At 45.5% G+C, this 19,790-nt stretch carries 14 protein-coding genes and 1 tRNA gene; 11 read left to right on the forward strand and 4 right to left on the reverse strand.

The genetic code is table 11. The features are described 5' to 3' along the window. Positions 1-150 precede the first annotated feature (150 nt). Both HQ39_RS07915 and HQ39_RS07920 read right to left on the reverse strand, forming a co-directional pair. A tRNA-Lys gene (locus tag HQ39_RS07915) sits at positions 151-226 on the reverse strand. 108 nt (positions 227-334) lie between these two features. Continuing rightward, positions 335-1,498 (reverse strand): AI-2E family transporter, encoded by a 1,164-nt coding sequence (locus HQ39_RS07920; RefSeq protein ID WP_036865272.1) that lies wholly within the window; start codon positions 1,496-1,498, stop codon positions 335-337. A gap of 211 nt (positions 1,499-1,709) precedes the next feature. Here HQ39_RS07920 and dacB point away from each other — a divergent pair, with 211 nt between their 5' ends. Further along, the gene (gene dacB, locus HQ39_RS07925; protein ID WP_036865274.1) at positions 1,710-3,131 is read left to right on the forward strand and encodes a D-alanyl-D-alanine carboxypeptidase/D-alanyl-D-alanine-endopeptidase; all 1,422 of its coding nucleotides are present in this window, start codon (positions 1,710-1,712) and stop codon (positions 3,129-3,131) included. Positions 3,132-3,160: 29 nt separating this feature from the next. On the opposite strand, the gene HQ39_RS07930 is transcribed toward dacB, so the two are convergent. Continuing rightward, complete coding sequence (locus HQ39_RS07930; protein WP_036865276.1) at positions 3,161-4,366, reverse strand: metallophosphoesterase; 1,206 nt, start codon at positions 4,364-4,366, stop codon at positions 3,161-3,163. Between the two features lie 807 nt (positions 4,367-5,173). Here HQ39_RS07930 and HQ39_RS07935 point away from each other — a divergent pair. From HQ39_RS07935 to HQ39_RS07950, 4 genes are read left to right on the forward strand one after another with little or no spacing between them, the layout of a single operon-like run. Then, positions 5,174-8,266, forward strand: a complete 3,093-nt coding sequence (locus HQ39_RS07935; protein ID WP_036865278.1) for a glycoside hydrolase family 2 TIM barrel-domain containing protein — start codon at positions 5,174-5,176, stop codon at positions 8,264-8,266. 40 nt (positions 8,267-8,306) lie between these two features. Then, a complete protein-coding gene (locus HQ39_RS07940; protein ID WP_200879171.1) occupies positions 8,307-8,735 on the forward strand; it encodes a phospholipase in 429 nt (142 codons plus the stop codon). A 16-nt stretch (positions 8,736-8,751) separates the two neighbouring features. Further along, a complete protein-coding gene (locus HQ39_RS07945; protein WP_036865280.1) occupies positions 8,752-9,549 on the forward strand; it encodes a metal ABC transporter permease in 798 nt (265 codons plus the stop codon). Further along, positions 9,503-10,339 carry a hypothetical protein gene (locus HQ39_RS07950; RefSeq protein ID WP_152565543.1) on the forward strand — a complete coding sequence of 279 codons (837 nt, stop codon included), beginning with the start codon at positions 9,503-9,505 and terminating at the stop codon, positions 10,337-10,339. The genes HQ39_RS07945 and HQ39_RS07950 overlap by 47 nt, the downstream gene beginning before the upstream one ends. A gap of 56 nt (positions 10,340-10,395) precedes the next feature. Here HQ39_RS07950 and spt read toward each other — a convergent pair whose 3' ends face one another. Then, on the reverse strand, positions 10,396-11,586 hold the full coding sequence (gene spt, locus HQ39_RS07955; protein ID WP_036788325.1) for a serine palmitoyltransferase: 1,191 nt from the start codon (positions 11,584-11,586) through the stop codon (positions 10,396-10,398). Between the two features lie 380 nt (positions 11,587-11,966). Here spt and HQ39_RS07960 point away from each other — a divergent pair, with 380 nt between their 5' ends. The 6 genes from HQ39_RS07960 to HQ39_RS07990 all read left to right on the forward strand — a co-directional run bounded on the left by HQ39_RS07960 (position 11,967) and on the right by HQ39_RS07990 (position 19,786). Then, positions 11,967-13,064, forward strand: coding sequence for a TlpA disulfide reductase family protein (locus tag HQ39_RS07960; protein WP_036865282.1), 1,098 nt, complete (start codon positions 11,967-11,969; stop codon positions 13,062-13,064). A gap of 1,108 nt (positions 13,065-14,172) precedes the next feature. Continuing rightward, positions 14,173-15,465 carry an ATP-binding protein gene (locus tag HQ39_RS07970; protein WP_036865285.1) on the forward strand — a complete coding sequence of 431 codons (1,293 nt, stop codon included), beginning with the start codon at positions 14,173-14,175 and terminating at the stop codon, positions 15,463-15,465. Between the two features lie 283 nt (positions 15,466-15,748). Then, positions 15,749-16,879: a DNA polymerase III subunit beta gene (gene dnaN, locus HQ39_RS07975; protein WP_036865287.1), complete on the forward strand. Its 1,131-nt coding sequence runs from the start codon at positions 15,749-15,751 to the stop codon at positions 16,877-16,879. A gap of 85 nt (positions 16,880-16,964) precedes the next feature. Beyond that, positions 16,965-17,738: a 3'-5' exonuclease gene (locus HQ39_RS07980; protein WP_036865289.1), complete on the forward strand. Its 774-nt coding sequence runs from the start codon at positions 16,965-16,967 to the stop codon at positions 17,736-17,738. Between the two features lie 3 nt (positions 17,739-17,741). Further along, entirely contained in the window at positions 17,742-18,938 is a 1,197-nt protein-coding gene (gene coaBC, locus HQ39_RS07985) for a bifunctional phosphopantothenoylcysteine decarboxylase/phosphopantothenate--cysteine ligase CoaBC (RefSeq protein WP_036865291.1), read from the forward strand. Continuing rightward, positions 18,938-19,786 carry a DUF4835 family protein gene (locus tag HQ39_RS07990; protein WP_036865293.1) on the forward strand — a complete coding sequence of 283 codons (849 nt, stop codon included), beginning with the start codon at positions 18,938-18,940 and terminating at the stop codon, positions 19,784-19,786. The genes coaBC and HQ39_RS07990 overlap by 1 nt, the downstream gene beginning before the upstream one ends. Positions 19,787-19,790 lie beyond the last annotated feature (4 nt).

A 19,790-nucleotide genomic window follows, 5' to 3' on the forward strand; every position in this document is an offset into this window, starting at 1 on the left:
GATATATGTAAGGAATCAAAAAAGAAGAGTCCAAAGTTACGAAAAAAGTCTATTGCTTTCTGATTCTGGCGCTTTCTCTCTTCATCTGGCAAGCGTTAGGTGCTTATAAAAACCAAAGAGAGGCAGAATTCTCCCGAATTCCACCTCTCTTGGTGATTCGCCTGGGGCTCGAACCCAGGACCCCATCCTTAAAAGGGATGTGCTCTACCTACTGAGCTAGCGAATCCCACCTGTCAATTATGAAAATCAAATGAAAAACTAGCGCATGAATCACTTCATTGCAGCGCAAAGGTAGAGAGAAATTTTTAATTCTCCAATACCTCTGCTTAAAAATCTATTTCTTTCGCCTTGTTTTCTTTACTATCTTACTCCAGAGCGGATCGGCTTTCTTCTGTTCAAGTTCAAGATTTTCCACCGGTTTGCCCACGATATATTTCATGTGGAAGGTGTACAGAATCATTGTTGCAGGGAGAGCGATCACCATTCCAAGCAGTCCGAACAGGTAGCCGAATATGGATAGTGAAAGGAGAATAACGGCAGGTTTCATTCCCATGGTCTTTCCCATGATGCGCGGAGTGAGGAACGTATCCTGGATAATCTGTACCAGAAGAAGTATGCCCAAAGATATTGCGAGGACTATGCCCAGATGCTGACCCGTCTCTGCGCTATGCAGCATTGAAAGAAAGACGATAGGAAGCAGTCCCAATATTTGCAGATATGGAACCAGATTCAGCAATCCGATCAGCATACCCAGTAAAATACCGAGAGGAAGCCCTTGTATGGAGTAGCCTATGGATAGCAACACGCCCACGCAAAGAGCTATAAGGGATTGTCCTTTGAAGTAGTTGGTCAGGTAGTATTCCACGTTGTGTCCCATTTCTACCACGAACGGCTTCAGATGATCCGGTATCAGCTTCATGAATCCGGCATTTAGCCTTTCGTAGTCCAGCATGATAAAGATGAGGTAGAGCAGGAACAGGAAGACCACTGTCGTACTCATGATGATGGAGAATGTGCTTGCAAGGATAGAGACGGACTTGCTCAAGAACTGTTGGAGGGTCTTTATCAGGTTCTCCATATTGAACTCGTTCATCACCGAAGCCACATCGGGATACTGCTCCAGCTGCTCTACCACACTCGGTGGAAGGATGCTCTTTAAGGCTTCAAACGAAGCATACGTCTGGAGTAACTCCCATGCTTTATTCGCTTCTGCCGTTAAAGAGGGCCATATAGCTATGATTATTCCCGAAATTGTTCCCCCAACAAGGATCAGAACCGTAAGTACCGAGAGAGCCCGTGAGCGTATTTTGAGTTTCTTCTCGAAGAAGTAAACCAACGGCATAAGCAGATGTGCGATGATCCATGCCAGTATAAAAGGGATCAATATGCCCGATAACTTTTGGAACAGAAATATTCCCAACGCCGCAAACAGTACGGAAAAGAAGATTTTAGATAGTCTGTCTAAGGTAAATGGCCTGTCGAAAAAGTCTTTAATCATATATTTTTCGGTCTTGTGTCTGTGTAAAACTTGATGTTTACAAAGATAAAAAATTTAGAATGATACCTTTTGTGCTACTATTCTTTCAGCTGCGTTAAATTTTGTTGCCTTTTTTACTGAGCTGTCTTAACAAGATTCACGCTCGAAATATCGGGTCGCGAGCAAAAGATAGCTATCTTTGAAGAAATGCGTAAAAAAGATTTAGACTTGTATGATTGGATTTCGACACCTCTTTACACTTATTCTTATCTCATTCGGATATGCTTCTGCTTACTCTCAGAGGATGCCTGCCTCATCTTCTGTTGCACCCCTAAAGAATGCTTTATTGGGTATAAGCGTAAGGGATGCCGATACCGGGAAAGAGATTTTATCTCAAAACAGCCATGTGCTGTTCACTGCCGCAAGTGTGATGAAAGTGATAACCACAGCTACCGCACTCGAAGTTTTGGGTGCGGATTACCGCTTTTCCACAGAGATCAGATATACCGGAACCATAGAGAAAGGCGGCATCTTGAATGGAGATCTCTACATCATCGGGGGAGGAGATCCCTCTCTCGGCTCTCGTTTTCTCACCAATACACCTCAAGATACGCTTTTCTCTGCTGTGCTGAAAGAGCTTAAAGCACTCGGCATACGTCAGATTGTCGGACGAGTATTGGCTCCGGTATCCGAAGCAGACCTGTTCTCCATAAATCCGTACTGGCTTCACACCGATCTTGGCAACCATTATGCTCCTCACGTTTCTCGTCTTTGCCTCTATGATAATGCTTATTCCGTTACCGTGTACCGAGACAGACGGGATGTGAGAGTCTTTCCGAATGTTCCTGAACTGAATATCCGCCAAAGTTTTGAAGTGTCCGGCAGAAAGAGTACCGACAGTCTGCATATCACGGGGGCTTTGAACTCTTACGAAAGAACCGTTTACGGACTTTTTCCGGCAGATAAAGAGAGTGTAACCATACGTGGCAGCATCCCTTCTCCGGCACTTTTTGCTGCCCGAAGACTCACATCCGTCCTTCGGCAAAATGGTGTTTCCATTGCTCTTCCTGCAGATCAAACGATGGGCTTCCCCTCGGAAGCAACACTCTTGTACAGGCACCTCTCCCCAACACTTCTCGAAATAGCGAAGATCACCAATGTACATAGCCACAACCTCTTTGCCGAACAGCTTCTGCTCGCAATAGCTTCTCCCCAAGGAAAACACCTTGCCGGGCAAAATATTTTCCAGAAAGCTTTAGCTGATCTTGAAGCTTATTGGGCAGGTAGAGGTTTGTCGCTGAAAGAGGCAGACTTGATGGACGGCAGCGGACTATCGCCATACGGCAGACTATCTCCGGCATTCCTCTCCGAGCTGCTTGCCAAAGAGCATCGCTCTCCTCGCGGTGCGCTGTTTCGCAGTACGCTGCCATTCGTTGGGCAGGACGGTAGTGTAAAGAACTTTCTCAAGAATACTTCTCTTGCCGGAAAGGCTCAACTGAAAAGCGGATCCATGAGACAAGTGGTTACTTATGCCGGATATATTCCTTATAAAGGGAAGACTTATGCGGTCTGCATTATGGTCAATAACCACAACAGCACCTATCGCGCCACGAGAGATGTGGTAGGAAAGGTGCTGTTGAGTATGTTTCCGTGAGAGAGGATGGCTCCTACACGCTTTTAGTCTTAGTATAACTTTCTGCGATTGCCGAGGTCGTCGATGCTGTAAAATACGCCCCTTTCCACAAGGAGACCTTTGGTTTTGCCGGTCTGTTTCTTTTGACCATGTTTGAGGTCTATGTTGATCGCTTTGCCGTTGAACGTCGGAACAATATCCTCAACGACAGAGTGTCCGAACACCACCCTGTCTGCTCCGTAGCGGTTCAGTATTTCATCCAGCCGGTGCTGCTCTATCTTGGTGTATCTGTCCTTGTATGCCGATACAAAGCCTCTATACCAGAACACACCTTTAGCTCCTAACAGAAAGTTGGCTTTCGGATCTTCTCCGGGGTGTCCGTAGAGATCTTTTGTCTGATTGGCTCTTGATATTCGGTTTATATCCTCTATCGAGAGGTTGTGGTCCAATATTTCGGGTGAAAGACCGGCGTGTACAAAGAGGGTCGAACCTATCTTCATGATGCCGTTTTTGGTTTGAAGCCATCTGCCCAGCTCTGTCTCGGAAAAGATGTACCGCACTGCCTTTTTCGGATCGTCGTATCTGCTTATCTTCCGGGCTACGGCAACATACCTTTCGCGATTGTACCGGAACTTCCCCTGCATATTCATCAGCTCATGGTTGCCCAGTATGAAGTGTACCGCTCCACCTGCTTGTGCTGCCTCCTGTTCCAGTTTGTAGATCAGCCAGAGTACCGCTGTTACATTGTCGCCTCTGTCTACAAAGTCTCCCACGAGTACAAGATGTCCGTTCCCGAAGCTCCATCCGAACTCTCGGTCTATCACTCCGTTGCTTTGGAGGAAAGAGACAAATCCGTCGAAGTTCCCCTCGATGTCTGAGATTGCAACCAGCTTGTCCGGCATCGGTATGGTTCCGGGAGACATCTTGAAACCGGAACGAAGAAAGAGGTTGAAGTGGTCTCGATCCTCATTTTTTACCTCTACCCGTATCGGTCTGCTTCTGTCCACTTTTTCTTTGAGCAGGTTGTCCCGTGCATCTACTCTGTACAGTGTTTCTCCCACTATATAAGGGCCATCCACTCCATCAAGATCATCATCATCTTTGTCGTCCTCGTCGTCTCCATCGGGAGTGTTCGAGAAGAGAGCCGATGATGTCGGGCGGATGCCGGAAAAGGCATTGGGGGTTTGGATGGTACCGGACAAGATACATAGCAGTGCTATCCGGAAAATATTTTTAATGCTTTGTGCTATTTTCATTGCGGAATATGTGTTAATAACATTCTAATTCATAAGGCTTTGTATTAACGTAAAGCCACCGGATACAAAGCTACGAAACTTATTTTTATTTTGATGCAAGTTGGTTTGTTATAAGTTGTGTCTTAATGTATAATACTTTTGCCTTTTCAAAAAACTTTTTGAGACCATCTGCCGAAGAGATTTTTATATATTCCATACCGAGTGAAATGCCCCGAAAATTCCTGCTTCTATTTTGATCGGAGGAAGTGTTTTCAGAGCATGATCGAACTGTTAAATTCGGGCTGTTTTATTAACACGATTTTTGATGCAGATTCACTCAAAACGATAAAGCAGTATATTTTGTCGGCTTAAAGTATTAACCGAAATCGGTAAACGTATTTACCGATTTCATTTAATACGTTTACCGGATTCAATTAACGTGTTTAGAATTTTTGCTTATGGCGTTGAAAGATAGTGGTTTATCTATTTTGCCCTCTTTTTTGCTGTTTTTGGAGGCAAAATCCTATTAAGGCTTATTTACAGAAGTAGATGTTGAAATTCACACGAATTAACGCAAAAAAGCCCCATCAAACGGACTGAGAAAAAATTTTTCCCAAATTCGCGATCTTTTGTATCTCGTTGTATGTCATATTTTTGCGGATTTGTCTCTTGCCCGGAAGGGAAATGCGAGGAAGCCTCATGCCGCCTCTTTACCGGATTTTTTGCCATCCGTTTTTATATAAAAGCACCACACCGAGCAGGGAGAATATCATCAAGAAACACTCTGTTCTTGTTCTATTGCACCGAATAATGTAACTTTGTAATACTATGAAACGATGTTCTACTATGTATATCCTTATGGCGCTCATCATGGCTCTGCCTTTGCTGGGTAGTGTAGCTGTTGCGCAAGAATCAACCGACAAGAATCTGCCCGAATGGCAGGCGAATTTTAAGACCGGAGAAGGAGGTGTTAAACCTCATGCCGGACTGCTGCCATTTGCTACGGCAGAGCAGATAAAGAGATATGATCGAGAGGCTTCGCCCTCGTTCATGAGCCTGAATGGCAAGTGGCATTTCTCTTGGGTGCGTAACCCGGAGAAAGCACCGAGAGAATTTTATAAGGAGGATTATGATGTCTCCAAATGGGATCTTATCAATGTCCCGGGCAACTGGGAGAGACAGGGCTACGGGCTTCCCATTTATGTGAACGAGACATACGAGTTCGACTCTCCGCTCTTCTCATTCAAGAAGAATCCGCCCTATGTCCCGACTGAGGCAAACGAGGTGGGCTCTTATCGTCGCTCTTTTTCCGTTCCGTCTGCATGGAAAGGCCGGAGAGTACTGTTGAGGCTCGAAGGTGTATCCTCTTTCTACTACCTCTGGGTCAATGGAAAGAAGTTGGGATATGCGATGGACTCGAAGACTGCCACCGAATGGGATCTTACCGAGTATGTTCGCATTGGAGACGATAAGAGCAATACCATAGCGATAGAGGTGTACAGATGGAGCACCGGTTCTTATCTGGAGTGTCAGGATATGTGGCGTATCAGCGGGATAGAGCGTGATGTTTTTCTCTATTCCACGCCTAAAAGCTACATCAAAGACCTCTCTCTGAATGCTTCATTGGACAAAGAGCAGTACAAGAACGGTATCCTTGATGTGAGTGCCGAGCTGTTCAATAACAACAGAAGTGCTCTCGAACTCTCTTATATGCTTCTTGATGATAGTGGGGCTACGGTCGCTTCTTCTTCCGCGAGTATCAAGGGCAAAGGATCTAAGGCTGTACAGTTCCCGCAGGTCGTACTTCCGGATGTGAAAGCATGGAGTGCGGAGCATCCCAATCTCTATACACTCCGTTTAGAACTCAAGGATAAGAAAGGTACTCCGATCTATCAGACAGGAATGGAGATAGGTTTCCGTTCCGTAGAGGTTGCCGATGGGCTGTTAAAAGTAAACGGGAAACCGATACTTATAAAGGGGGTCAATCGTCATGAGCACTCGCAACGCGGTCGCACAATATCTCGTGAAGAGATGCTTCAGGATATACTCCTTATGAAAGAGCATAACATCAATACGGTAAGAAACTCGCACTATCCTACCGATCTTTACTGGTATCATCTTTGCAATCAGTACGGACTGTATGTGATAGATGAAGCGAACATCGAAAGCCATGGTATGGGCTACGGAAAAGAGTCGCTCGCTAAGGATGAACGCTGGATGGCTCACCACATGGCGCGGACCGAGAGAATGTATCACAGAACCAAGAATACTCCATCGGTTATCATCTGGTCGCTCGGTAATGAAGCAGGAAACGGGGTGAACTTTGAAGCAACATACAACTGGCTCAAGAAGCAAGATACTTCTCGTCCGGTACAGTACGAAAGATCCGAAGAGGCGTACAACACAGACATATACTGCCGAATGTATCGCTCACCGGAGCATATCGAGGAGTATGTAACAAGGGAAGACATCTACCGTCCATTCATTTTGTGTGAGTACGCTCACGCTATGGGTAACAGCTTGGGTGGCTTCAGAACTTACTGGGATGTCATTGAGAAGTATCCGAAAGCACAAGGAGGTTGCGTGTGGGACTGGGTGGATCAGTCGTTCAGAGAGGTCGATCCGAAGAGCGGTAAGAGTTACTGGACATACGGTGGCGACTATGGCCCGAAGAATGTTCCCAGCTTCGGGAACTTCTGTACCAACGGATTGGTTGCCGCAGACCGTACTCCTCACCCTCATTTGGCAGAAGTACAGAAGGTGTATCAGAATATAAAGAGCAGTCTGCTCTCTGCTTCTCCGAAAGAAGTCCGCTTGGAGGTACGCAACTGGTACGCTTTCACCAATACGAATGCCTTCCACGCCGAGTGGAATGTGCTCGATAGCGAAGGAAATATGCTTGTTCATGGCAAAGAGAATCTGGATCTCGCTCCCGATTCAAAAGGCGAAATGCGTATCGCTTTCGATAAAGAACTCGAAGGTGTAGGTGAAAGATTTTTCTACATAGAGTGGTGTGCTCCGGACGGAAAGAGGGTTGCTTACGATCAGTTTGCACTTCCTATTGCTCCGGCAAAGCCCTCTGTTCGCACTTTTGGTAAGGAGAAAGTGGAGTATCGCATAGATAAAACAACCGGTGCAATCTCTTCCTTGACATTGGATGGAGAGGAAATGCTGACCTCACCGATAGCCATATCGCTCTGGAGACCGCCTACGGATAACGACATTAGAGATGCTCATGGCAACCGTGCATGGCAATCTTCCGGAATAGATAGCCTGCAACAAAAGGTGGTTTCCGTTATTGCACAGAAAGACGGATCTACCATAGTGAATCTGGAACTACTGGGCAGAAGCGGTCAGAAACTCGGTTTTGCCGAACAAAAGATCAGTAAGGGTGCTCAAGGAGAGGTGAAAATATCCATCGTTTGGAAGCCTAACCAAGAAGTGTTGAAGGCTGTGGCTCGTTTGGGACTCGCCTTTACGATGTCCAAGGAGTTCCGCAACGTGAAATATTTGGGACGTGCTCCGTACGAAACATACGTGGATAGAGCAGATGCCGGTATCGTTCGGATAGACTCTCGAAGCGTTGATGAGATGTTCCACAACTATGTGCGTCCGCAAGCTACCGGTAACAGAACAGGCACTCGTTGGATGGAGATTGCAGATGGAAGCGGTAAGGGGTTGTACGTAAAAGCACTCGGTGAGGAGCTGTTCCAGTTCAGTGCTTATCCGTACAGCGACAGCTCTATCCGTAAAGCCACTCACCAACATCATCTGCCCGATGGAGAGGATGTAACAGTACACTTGGATCATCGCCAAATGGGTATAGGTACTGCAACATGCGGACCCGGTGTGAGAAAAGAGTTCTTAGTGCCGGTGGAAGAGACCGCTTTCGGCTTCGTCATACGTCCGTATAGAAAATAACAGGAAAAGACTCTGTAATCTACTGTATATGGAAACATGGATGATACTCTTAGGTATAGCGGTGATTACGGCTGTTCTGGTAGGAATACTGCTCAGGAGTAAACCTCTGTCTGAAGAGGAACGGGAACAGGAACAGAAGGAACGCCCGGAAGGCTGTTGCGGTATGCACCTGACGTGCATCAAGGATAGCCTTCACTCCGGAGTGAGTACCAAGATAGAGTATTATGATGATGAAGAGCTGGATAGATATGCCGGAATGGATCCGGCACTCTATACAGCGGAAGATGAAGATAGTTTCCGGGATGTCCTTTACACGCTCAAGCAAGAAGATGTTCCCGGATGGGCGAGGAGCATTCAGCTTAGAAACATCCCGCTCCCTGCTGTTATCAAGGACGAACTATTCTTGATCGTGAACGAAATGAGAGACTATTCCACTCTAGAAAACAGCTATACCCATCCCTCTGCCTGAGCATAACCGATAGCGTATGACCGATATTCTGCTGCATACGATAGCTGTGGCACTGCTGATCTCCGTACTCACGGGGATTATCGGCTCCTTTATGGTGGTTCGTAGAATGGTATTTGTCGGCGGAGGTATCACGCATGCCTCTTTCGGCGGACTTGGTCTGGGCTTCTTTTTAGGCGTAAATCCGATATATACGGCTGCTCTTTTTGCATTGGGCAGTGGCTTTTTGGTGGAGGGCTTAAGCAGTAAAGGGAGAGTGAGAGAAGACTCTGCTATTGCTGCTGTCTGGTCTTTAGGTATGGCGGTGGGTATTCTTTTCAGTCATTTTACGCCCGGATATGCTCCCAACCTTTCCGCTTACCTTTTCGGGAATATCCTGTTGGTCTCAAAAGCCGATCTCTGGATGTTGATCGGCTTTCTTGCTATCCTGATACCTTTGGTGCTCTACTATTATAAGACGTTGCTCTTTATCATGTTCGACTCTGAGTACGCTTCCACACGTGCAAAAGGTGTTGGGGTTGTGCGCTTCTTTATGATAGGATTTCTTTCCATAGGAATTGTCCTTACGATAAGAACGATGGGAGTGATGATGTTGATGAGTATGCTTACCATTCCGCAGATGATTGCTTCTTTGTATGTTCATGATCTGAAGAAAATCATACTGCTCTCTATCTCCATCTCCATGCTGGCAGCGCTGGTCGGATTAGCCGGCAGTTATCTCTTGAATCTGCCTACGGGGGCTACCATTATAGTTCTTCTTTGTATCTCTTATGGCTTCACTTGGCTGGCAAAATGGGCAACACAGAAGGTGCGTTAGGGTTCTTCTCTTCTTTATTCTGCTTCTAACTCTTTCCGGATGCCGTATTTGGAACAAAGGGAAGGAGTACAACGCAAGAGTGAAAAGCTCCGAAAGGTTTGAAGAACTGCTGCAAGAGCATGAGAGAAACCTGTTTTTGATCCCGTCTCATCAGTTGATTTACCCTCTTTCAGAAGAGATAGATAGAGAAGCACCCTCTTCAAAGCTGCGCCGGGAGTATGATTTGTACACCGGCAGAAGCTATTCGGCTCTCGTGGCCAACGCTCAAAATGCGTTGGATAGTGCGGATTACAACCGGGCTTCAATGCTTCTTCAACAACTTGTCAGAAGCGACTCTTTCCCCTCTCTAAAGTGGAGAGCCTCGCTCATAGGCTGGGATGTTGCCAACAGGACAGGCGATCGTACCACAGAAAAGTACTTCTTGAAAAAGCTCTCTTTCATTCCCTTTTCGTGGGAGATCAGAGCAATTGCCGGGTACCAACAGCATGGGAAAAAGAAGCGACTGTGTCCGCCTTATGTCTCAGACCGGTCAGAGGAGTCTCGTGCTTACTTTTATATCGAACAGTTAGCCAAATCGGAGAACGACTCAATTACTTTTTTGTCTCTTTGGAGAAAGGATTTTCGAGAGACGGAGCCGGCTCTTGCCGGAAAGAAGAGAGATCTATTTGGTGCTGTGTCTTTGTTTTCTCTATCTGCCGTAAGGGATCGGGAGAAAGAGATAGAGAAGTTCCGCTCCGTCTGGGGAGAGATCTTTGAAGAAGACAATTGGTTTAGACAGTACAAGCGATAGCTCCTATCACAGTGATAAAACAGAAGAAGCTCGATGACGATCGAGCTTCTTCTGTTTTATTGTTCTATGACACCATATTTTATGAACACCTCTTGGAGCTGGTCTAAAGCGAAATCCAGCTGCTCGTCGGTATGGGATGCCATGAGCGAGAAGCGTATTAACGTATCTCCCGATGCTACGGCAGGAGCAACAACCGGATTGACAAACAGCCCTCTCTCAAACAGCTCTTTGGTAATCATGAATGTCTTTTCATTGTTTCTGACAAAGAGTGGAATGATAGGTGTAGAGGTTGCGCCGATCTCGAAATTGCGTTCCTTGAAACCTCTAAGAGCTTTGTGCGTAAGCCTCCAAAGGTTATCTATATAGTATGGTTCTGTCTTCATGATCTCCAGAGCAGCACGAGCAGCTGCGGTGGCAGCAGGTGTACAGCTTGCGCTGAAGATATAAGAACGGGCATGATGTTTAAGATAATTTATGGTGTCCTTGTCTCCGGCGATGAAGCCACCGAGGGATGCAAAAGACTTGGAGAATGTTCCCATGATGAGATCGACGTCATCGACCACTCCGAAATGATCGCATGTTCCTCGTCCCATATCGCCCATCACTCCGATGCCATGCGCTTCGTCCACCATGACGGCTGCGTTGTACTTCTTTGCCAACTGGGTTATCTCCGGAAGAGGAGCAAGGTCTCCTTCCATGCTGAATACGCCATCCACGACAATCAGCTTCACTCTGTCCGGTTCGCATTTCTGCAACATCTGTTCGAGCGAATCCATATCGTTGTGGCGGAACTTCAGCTTTGTCGAGAACGACAAACGGTGTCCTTCTATGATGGATGCGTGGTCTCTCTCATCCCAGAGAATGTAATCTTCCCGACCGGTAACGCATGAGACCGCTCCGACATTTGCTTGAAATCCGGTGGAGTAGAGCTGTACGGCTTCTTTCCCAAGGAAATCTGCCAACTCATCTTCCAGTTCGAGGTGTATATCGAGTGTACCATTCAAGAATCTTGATCCTGCACAGCCCGTACCATATTTCTTGGTTGCCTGTTCGGCTGCTTCTTTTACTTTGGGATGATTGGTGAGTCCGAGATAGGAGTTCGATCCGAACATCAGCACTTTCTTCCCGTTTATGATCACTTCATTACCCTGTTCACTCTGAATAGTTCGGAAGTATGGATATATGCCGGCAGCTATTGCTTTTTTGTCGGCATCAAACTTTCTGAGTTTGTTTTGTAGGAGTTGCATTCTTATCTGCTTCGTTTTAGAGAGATCGGACTGCCGCTGTCCTGCAGTCGTAAACAGACCTCCAAGTATCTTTATTGGGCAAAGATATAAATAATTGAACAAAAAATAGGGAAGTGTGCAATGTGTAAATGCTGAAAAGATACTATCTCATTGAGACAGAAGAGCCGTTTGCATTTGCAGAAAAGGGTGTGAGGATTGCACTTTGAGAGATACTCTTGTTTTCCTCTCTTGTATAAAATTCTCCAAAATATCACTGTCGGCACAAAAGTTTTTCTCTAAATATGAGCTAACCGACTAAATATTTGTACCTTTGCTCCATCTTTGGATGTTCTTTCAGAGACTTTAAGACAAGAAGATTATCACAAACATTTATTTTTATTATGAAGAAGTTTATTTTCGGTGTTATGAGTGCAGCGCTGTTGCTCACTGCTTGTAACACTTCAAAAAACGAGGCACTTATTTCCGGTACCGTATCGGATGGTTCTCTTGACGGCAAGTATGCCTACATCTATTCGGAAGACGAAAAAGTGGTGGACTCAGTATTGGTGGAAGCAGGTAAGTTTACTTTTGCTCCTATTACAGCAGACACTATCGCTTATTTGGTGTTCAAGGTAGAAGACATTGCAGGTTCTTTTATCGCTGAGCCGGGTAACCTTACCGTTACAGTAAATCCGGTGGCAGAAGGCACTGCCCCTAAGGTAGACTTTGCCGGTACTCCTCTTGCAGACTCTTGGAGCTCTTTGATCAAGACACGCAGAGTTGCTATAAAGGATCTAAGGGAATACGGCAACACTTTGATGGCAGACTCTACTTTGCAAGAAGAGCAAAAAGACTCTCTCTACGGCGTTAAGGAAGAGGAAGTTATTGCAGGCTTGAAGAAAGAAGCTCTTGCCATCTATGAAGCCAATAAAGAAAATGTTCTTGGTCGTGTATCTTTCGAGTTTGCAAGACCATTCTTGGAAGATGCAGAGTTCGTACAAATGTATGAAGCAGCTTCCGATATGGTAAAGAAGAGCCCAAGACTTCTCAAAGGTTATGAGGCTGTAAAGAATTTTGAAGCCACAAAAGAAGGTGTTAATTACGTAGACTTCACAGCTGCTCAAGAAGATGGAACAGAAGTGTTGTTCTCTTCTTTCATGGACGGCAAGAGCTATCTTCTTGTAGACTTCTGGGCTTCTTGGTGCGGTCCTTGCAAGGCAGCCATGCCACATATCCGCAAAGCCTACGATGCTTATAAAGACAAAGGTCTTCGCGTACTTGGCGTTGCTACTTGGGACAAGTTTGAAGCAAACGAAAAGGCTAAAGAAGAGCACGGTATCGTGTGGGAAAACCTTTTCGATAAAGAGAGTGCAGGTGCTACTGCTTACGGCGTAAACGGTATTCCTCACCTTATGCTTATCAGCCCTGATGGCGTGATCCTAAAGCGCGGTATCAATCCAAGCGAACTCAGCACGGTTATCGCCGAATACATCAAGTAATATCCCCAAAAGAGCCGTTCCCGATCTTCGGGAAGGTATAAAAGGATAAACAAGCTGCGCCTTGTCTGCCATTTTCGGAGCAGATAAGGCGCAGCTTCTTTTTTGTTCCAAAACGAGGCTGTTTTTATCACTTTTCAACTGCTTTGACGAGGGCAAAAAAGCAGCATTTTCAGGGAGCTTTTATATAAAAACGGAGCTGTTAATTTTCTCCTCTCAGGTACCTCTTCCGTCTCTCTCTTCTTGAAGATCAAATCAATCAATCGTTGTAATGGATTTTTAATCAGGGTTTTACTGAAAATCGCGAATTTGGAAAAAATTTTTTCTCAGTCCATTTCATGGGGCTTTTTCGCGTTAATAGGTGTAAATTTTAACGCCCTTTTCTGTAAATGTTTCCTAATAAAGAAATCTGCTTTTTCAGGTATATTTGGGAACGAAAATACGTAGATGGCTGATTGTTAGCATTTTATTGGTTTTGGCTAAACACGTTTATCGAATCCGGTAAACGTGTTTAATGAAATCACTAAACGTGTTCGTTGAAAAATTAAACACGTTAAGCCGAAACAATATGCTCGTTTAGCGTTTTTGCTTAATAGGTATCAGAAATTGTGTTAATAAAACAGCCCTGATTTAACAGTTTGGTCGTGCTCTGAAAATGACCCCTCCGATCAAAATAGAGAGCAAGAAAAAAGGGAGTATTTTTCGGGATGGAATATATAAAAATAGAGCTTCGGAAAAACTCCTTATGAGGGCTTCAAAAGCACCCGATAGGTTCAATAACAAACCTGTCTGTAGAAACACCATATTGACGCTACTAATAGTATCGAAGTAAATATAGCGGGTGGGTTCGATAAACAGTTGTTTGGCAGACGGGCAAAGCTTTCCCGACAGCATTGATCCGAACAACCTCCTCCAAATGAACATAGAGTATTTCAATTTTAGAAAACTTGCATAGAGGGAAGAAGATTATCCCTTGAGAAAAGATAGCGGACAAACCGCAAAAATACCGAATGAAATGCCACAAAAACACCGAATGAAATGCCACAAAAAAACCGAATGAATTTGCTGAAAGAAACTCTTTTCGTACATTTGCCTTTATAATATTCAGTATATGGAATACTTTCAAAGAACAGCCGATGCAATGCTTCAAGATCTTCTCGATGCCTTTGGTGCGGTGCTGATAGAAGGTCCGAAATGGTGCGGTAAAACAACCACGGCAGCGCAGTTTGCCAAAAGCATTATCAAAATGCAGGATACTGATATGAGAGAAGAGTATCTTGCTACTGCGACTTCCAAGCCCTCATTATTGCTCAAAGGAGATGTGCCTCGGCTTATAGACGAATGGCAGGATGCTCCGGTTTTATGGGATGCGGTTCGTACTCAAGTCGATGAGCGTGGATTGCCCGGTCAGTTTATCCTCACCGGGTCTAATGCGATAGAAAAAAGCAAAATCCTACACTCCGGCACAGGACGAATAGCTCGTATGAAGATGCTTCCAATGAGTTTATGGGAGTCCGGGGACTCAGCAGGGGAAGTCTCCCTGCGAAATCTATTCAATGATCCGAACTACGATATCGATGGTAAAACATCAAAAATGAGTATAGAAGATCTTATATTCGCCGCTTCTCGGGGAGGTTGGCCTGCCTCTCTTTTTGCCCGCTCACATAAGGCACAGCTGCTTATTGCAAAAAATTATGTACGCACGGTTTGCAGTGAGGATATTTCACGCATAGATGGACGGCAGAGAGATACAAAGACCGCAGATTTCCTGTTACGTTCGTATGCTCGTAATATATCCACTCTCGCAAAGAAAACTACACTTTTGTCTGATATTACGGCTTCCGGAGAAGTCTGTTTGTCCATGGATACGTTCAATGATTATGAAAGAGCCTTGGAGAACCTTTTTGTCATACAGAATATAGACGCATGGAGCCCGGCGATCCGGAGTAAAACCGCTATTAGAAGCTCTCCCAAACGAAGTTTTTGCGATCCGTCAATTGCTGTCGCACTGCTCGGGATGTCTCCGGAGGCGTTGTCGGTTCAGCTAAAAACATTCGGCTTCATATTTGAACAGATGTGCGTACGAGATCTCAGGGCTTACACCATGGATGTAAACAGTCATGTCTCATACTATAATGATCGTTATGGGCTTGAAGCCGATATAGTACTTCATCTTGAGGATGGTAGATATGCGCTTATAGAATGTAAGCTTGGAAGCAAAGAAATAGATATGGGAGCTGAGCATCTGCTGGAACTTAAACGACTCATCCGAGAACACAACAAACAAGAGCGGCAGATGCCTATACGAGAACCCGATTTATTGATAATTCTGACCGGAGGACAAATGGCATATACTCGCACAGATGGTGTCAAAGTAATTCCTCTTGGCTGCTTGAGAGATTAGTGGTACACAAGAGTGAAAAATATTCAAACCATACAAGTTCCTCTTTTGTATTGGAGTTAAGGACATCCTCACTTACAATAATTGCCCATCCGACCAATTTATGTATATTTGTTCTTTGAGATCCTTGTACGAAAACAACGTGATGTCTCCTCTGTTTCTGCCTCTTATATCCTTGATTTTGGAAGAGTTGTACGGCAACCGAGGGCAAGAGATCTCCGGGTAAAGACTCCTGAAAACAGACGGGAGAAATGGTCGTGAAGAATTAAACTAAATATCTACATATATGAAATTTAAGGTCTCAAACACAAAGCTTCATGCGCAGCTTCAGATACTCAGCCGCCTTATTGCATCACGGAACAGTGTGCCAATCTTAGAAAGCGTTCTGTTTGAAGTGCGTGCCGGAAAGCTCTTTTTGGCTTCTTCCGACGGGGAAAACAGACTTGAAACATGGATGGATCTGGATGAACAAGAGGGGAATGACTTCTCTTTTGCAGTCAAGAGTGCTTTCTTGCTGGAGCCTTTAAGAGAGATACCGGAGCAGATTATCACTTTCGATATCAACGAAGCCGATCTTAATACTGTGGTTTCTTACCTTAACGGGCAGTTTGTTTACAGGGCAGAGGCGGCAGATCAATATCCTGTTATGGCTCCTTTAAGGGAAGATGCTCCGAGCTATGCCGTACCAGCAAAAGTGTTGGACGAGGGAATTGCTTATACGTTATTTGCCACAAGTCAGGACAAAGCACGCCCTATCACAACCGGTATCTGTGTGGATGCCAGAGAAGACAGGCTCTCTTTTGTAGGAACGGACGGATTTCTTCTTGCGCTCTACTCAAACAGCGATGTGAAGGTTGCTGCTCCGGTGGAGTTTATTCTCTCGCGAAAGCCGTCGTTGCTTATTCGTCTTCTGTTACAGAAGCTGGACCCGGAAAGCCTTATCAATATTCATGTGGGAGACAAACATACGATCATGAGCTGCGATGAGTTTACTTTGCGTTGCAGTCTGATAGCCGGAAAGTATCCCAACTACCGCAGTGTCTTTCCGAAAGAACAGGCTAACGTGTTGGAAGTGGATCGTCAAAAGACGGTGGCAGCCCTTAGACGTGTGTCGATGTTTTCGGATAAAACATTGGGAATGGTAGAGCTGGATCTCAAGGCAAATGCTCTTAGAATGTGCTGTCGAGACATAGACTACTCCACTTCTGCGGATGAGTATATGGATGTATCCTATTCGGGAGAGGATATGATCATAAGCTTTAAGATCAATCATCTTCTTGACATATTCTCTACATTCGACCTTTCCGATACTCTTCAGTTCAAACTCGGAGACAAGACCGCTCCCGGTCTGGTAATGCCTGCCTCTCTTCCGGAAAATGTAGAGCTGAAAGCGATGGTTATGCCTCTGATGAGGTAATGAACAGAACAATAGAAGCAGATGCGGAGCGCTCTTTCGGGACTGTTCCGTATCTGCTTTTTGATATACTTATACAGACTGAGAAATGAAGCTTCAACTTCAAAGACCGTTGGTTTTTTTCGATCTTGAAACTACCGGTACGGATATTACCAAAGACCGAATAGTGGAGATCTCTCTCCATAAAGTCTATCCAAATGGAGACACAGAGACGAAAACCCGACGGATTAACCCCGAAATACCCATTCCGGCAGAAGCGACAGCGGTACACGGCATATCGGATGAGGATGTCAAAGATGAACCCCCATTCAAAAGCATAGCAAAGGATCTGGCTCGTATCTTAGAGAATTGCGACTTTGGCGGATACAACTGCAACAGATTCGATCTACCCATGCTTGTTGAGGGGTTTCTAAGGGCAGAAATTCCCGTGGACTTCTCCGACAGAAAAGTGATAGATGTTCAGGTGATATTCCATAAGAAAGAACAGCGTACTCTTGCTGCGGCTTATGAGTTTTACTGCAATAAAGAGCTGGTGGACGCACACTCTGCAGAGGCAGATACGATAGCTACGTATGAGGTTCTTTTAGGGCAGCTCGACAGATATGATGACCTGCAAGGAGATGTGGATTTCTTGGATGAGTACACCAAGCAACGCCGTGTGGTGGATTACGCAGGGCGTTTGCAGTGGAACGATAAGGATGAAAAGGTGATCGCTTTTGGCAAGTATCGCAATCAGGTTGCTGCCGAAGTGTTGAAAAGAGATCCCGGATATTACGACTGGATATTGTCTTCGGACTTCCCTCGTAACACAAAGTTGGAGTTCATGAAAGTGTATGCCGAAATACACGCACCAAAGAAATAAAAAATGATGCAGGGTAAACATATCGTCATAGGGATAACAGGAAGTATCGCAGCCTATAAAGCCGCCACTCTTGTAAGGCTGTTTGTGAAAGCCGGCGCGGAAGTGCGGGTGATCATGACGCCTGCAGCAAAGGAGTTTATCTCTCCGCTTACGCTTGCTACGCTGTCTCAAGCACCGGTCATATCCGAGTTTTTCGACAAGGCAGACGGTCAGTGGCACAGCCATGTGGACTTGGGATTGTGGGCGGATGCTTTTATCATAGCTCCTGCCTCGGCTTCCACCATTGCGAAGTGCTCTTACGGCGTGGCGGACAATATGCTCATCACATCATATCTGTCTACAAGAGCAAAGGTCTATATCGCTCCGGCAATGGATTTGGATATGTTTGCACACCCTACCACTCAGGAAAATCTCCAAAGACTTCAAGAGAGAGGTTGCACCATTATTTCTCCTCAAGAGGGTTTTCTTGCCTCCAAACTTATCGGCAAAGGGCGTATGGAGGAGCCGGAAGAGATCTTCCGCAGGGTGTCGGAATCCCTTTCCGGAGAGAAAAGACTCTTAGGAAAAAGAGTGATAGTAACGTCCGGACCTACTCATGAGAAGATAGACCCGGTACGATTTATCGGTAACTACTCCAGCGGAAAGATGGGAACGGCTCTTGCTCAAGCATTGCATGAAGAGGGAGCAGAGGTGATATTCGTTACCGGTCCTGCGTCTGTGATGCCATCCGATAAAGAGGTGAGTAAGCTGATTAAAGTAACCTCCGCTTTGGAAATGGAGGCTGCGGTGCGTTCTTGTTTCGATGCAGAGACGGATGCTGCCATATTCTGTGCAGCGGTTGCAGATTATAGAGTGGCTTCTCCGGAAGGGGATAAGGTCAAAAGAGAGAAGAAAGAGGTGTGGAACTTGGAACTCATTGCCAATCCGGATATTGCGGCAGGAATCGGAGCCATAAAGCAATCGCATCAAAAGATGATCGGATTTGCCTTGGAGACAGAAGAGGGAACATCATACGCTTTGGATAAGATGAAGCGTAAAAATCTTGATGCCATCATCCTCAACTCTATGGCTCACGAAGGTGCCGGGTTCGGTGTGGATACCAATAAGGTATCCGTCTTGGAAGCAGACGGAAAGCGACACGATCTTCTTCTTATGTCTAAAGCCGATGTGGCAAAAGAAATAGTGCGAATCCTGTTCTGATGAGACTCTCAAGGCTCTTGCTCTTTTTCTCTTTGCTTGTCTCTTTTTCCATCAAAGAGATAGAGGCACAAAGTTCGGCACAGTTCTTTTCCGTGCGTATCGATGCCTCCGCTTTGCCGTCTCACCAAAGGCAGGCGATGAACAGCTTGGAAAGAGAGAGCCTTTCTTATCTTAATGCCGGGGAGAGGCAGATAGAGGTACCGATCCCTATGGCTTTGCTGACAATCTACCCCAGGCAGGTTGCTTTTTCTCGTATAGTGGCGGATATAACCATAGACGTGAGGCGTCCGGTGTATCACTCTTCCGCATACAGCACTCTTTTCAAGTGGTACGATAAAGAGGTCGTTTTTGATTATCAGTCTTCTCGAACACTTATAGCTTATCAGCAAGAACCTACATCCCAACTTGAAGCACTCCTGTCTTTTTACAGAGGGGTCGCTTTGGGACTTTGGCTCTCAAGTTTTGAAGAGAACGGAGGAGTGTCTTACTTAAGACAAGCTACCACTCTTGCCAAGAGTGCTGCCTCTCGTGGAGAGTGGAGCGGATGGGGTGCCAATGCTCTTTCCAAAAGTAGATTTACGTTGGTTGCAGATCTTTCGGAACAGCTATTGACTGTCTGGTATCTTTATCATCGTAAGGGATTGGATCGTCTTATGGAGCATTCGGAGCAGGCAAAAGATGAGATAAGAAAAAGTTTGGAGACTTTTGAGACTTTTCCCGAAAAGGGATCATGGCTTTGGATATGGGAAGATGCCAAAGTGGATGAAGTGCTCCGTCTTGTGGGCAAAGATCCTAAAGTTGTGGCTCTCATAAAGAGATTGTTCCCGACAAAAACGCTACATTTGTAGACAA

It is taken from the genome of Porphyromonas sp. COT-108 OH2963 (assembly GCF_000768895.1).
Classification (GTDB): Bacteria; Bacteroidota; Bacteroidia; order Bacteroidales; family Porphyromonadaceae; genus Porphyromonas_A; species Porphyromonas_A canoris.

What these genes read in the sequence shown, in the direction of transcription:
- dnaN (WP_036865287.1), top strand. Translation starts at nt 15,749, where the DNA reads ATGAAATTTAAGGTCTCAAACACAAAGCTTCATGCGCAGCTTCAGATA.
- HQ39_RS07970 (WP_036865285.1), top strand. Translation starts at nt 14,173, where the DNA reads ATGGAATACTTTCAAAGAACAGCCGATGCAATGCTTCAAGATCTTCTC.
- HQ39_RS07920 (WP_036865272.1), bottom strand. Translation starts at nt 1,498, where the DNA reads ATGATTAAAGACTTTTTCGACAGGCCATTTACCTTAGACAGACTATCT.
- HQ39_RS07945 (WP_036865280.1), top strand. Translation starts at nt 8,752, where the DNA reads ATGACCGATATTCTGCTGCATACGATAGCTGTGGCACTGCTGATCTCC.
- HQ39_RS07980 (WP_036865289.1), top strand. Translation starts at nt 16,965, where the DNA reads ATGAAGCTTCAACTTCAAAGACCGTTGGTTTTTTTCGATCTTGAAACT.
- HQ39_RS07940 (WP_200879171.1), top strand. Translation starts at nt 8,307, where the DNA reads ATGATACTCTTAGGTATAGCGGTGATTACGGCTGTTCTGGTAGGAATA.
- HQ39_RS07950 (WP_152565543.1), top strand. Translation starts at nt 9,503, where the DNA reads ATGGCTTCACTTGGCTGGCAAAATGGGCAACACAGAAGGTGCGTTAGG.
- HQ39_RS07990 (WP_036865293.1), top strand. Translation starts at nt 18,938, where the DNA reads ATGAGACTCTCAAGGCTCTTGCTCTTTTTCTCTTTGCTTGTCTCTTTT.
- spt (WP_036788325.1), bottom strand. Translation starts at nt 11,586, where the DNA reads ATGCAACTCCTACAAAACAAACTCAGAAAGTTTGATGCCGACAAAAAA.
- HQ39_RS07930 (WP_036865276.1), bottom strand. Translation starts at nt 4,366, where the DNA reads ATGAAAATAGCACAAAGCATTAAAAATATTTTCCGGATAGCACTGCTA.
- HQ39_RS07960 (WP_036865282.1), top strand. Translation starts at nt 11,967, where the DNA reads ATGAAGAAGTTTATTTTCGGTGTTATGAGTGCAGCGCTGTTGCTCACT.
- coaBC (WP_036865291.1), top strand. Translation starts at nt 17,742, where the DNA reads ATGATGCAGGGTAAACATATCGTCATAGGGATAACAGGAAGTATCGCA.
- dacB (WP_036865274.1), top strand. Translation starts at nt 1,710, where the DNA reads ATGATTGGATTTCGACACCTCTTTACACTTATTCTTATCTCATTCGGA.
- HQ39_RS07935 (WP_036865278.1), top strand. Translation starts at nt 5,174, where the DNA reads ATGAAACGATGTTCTACTATGTATATCCTTATGGCGCTCATCATGGCT.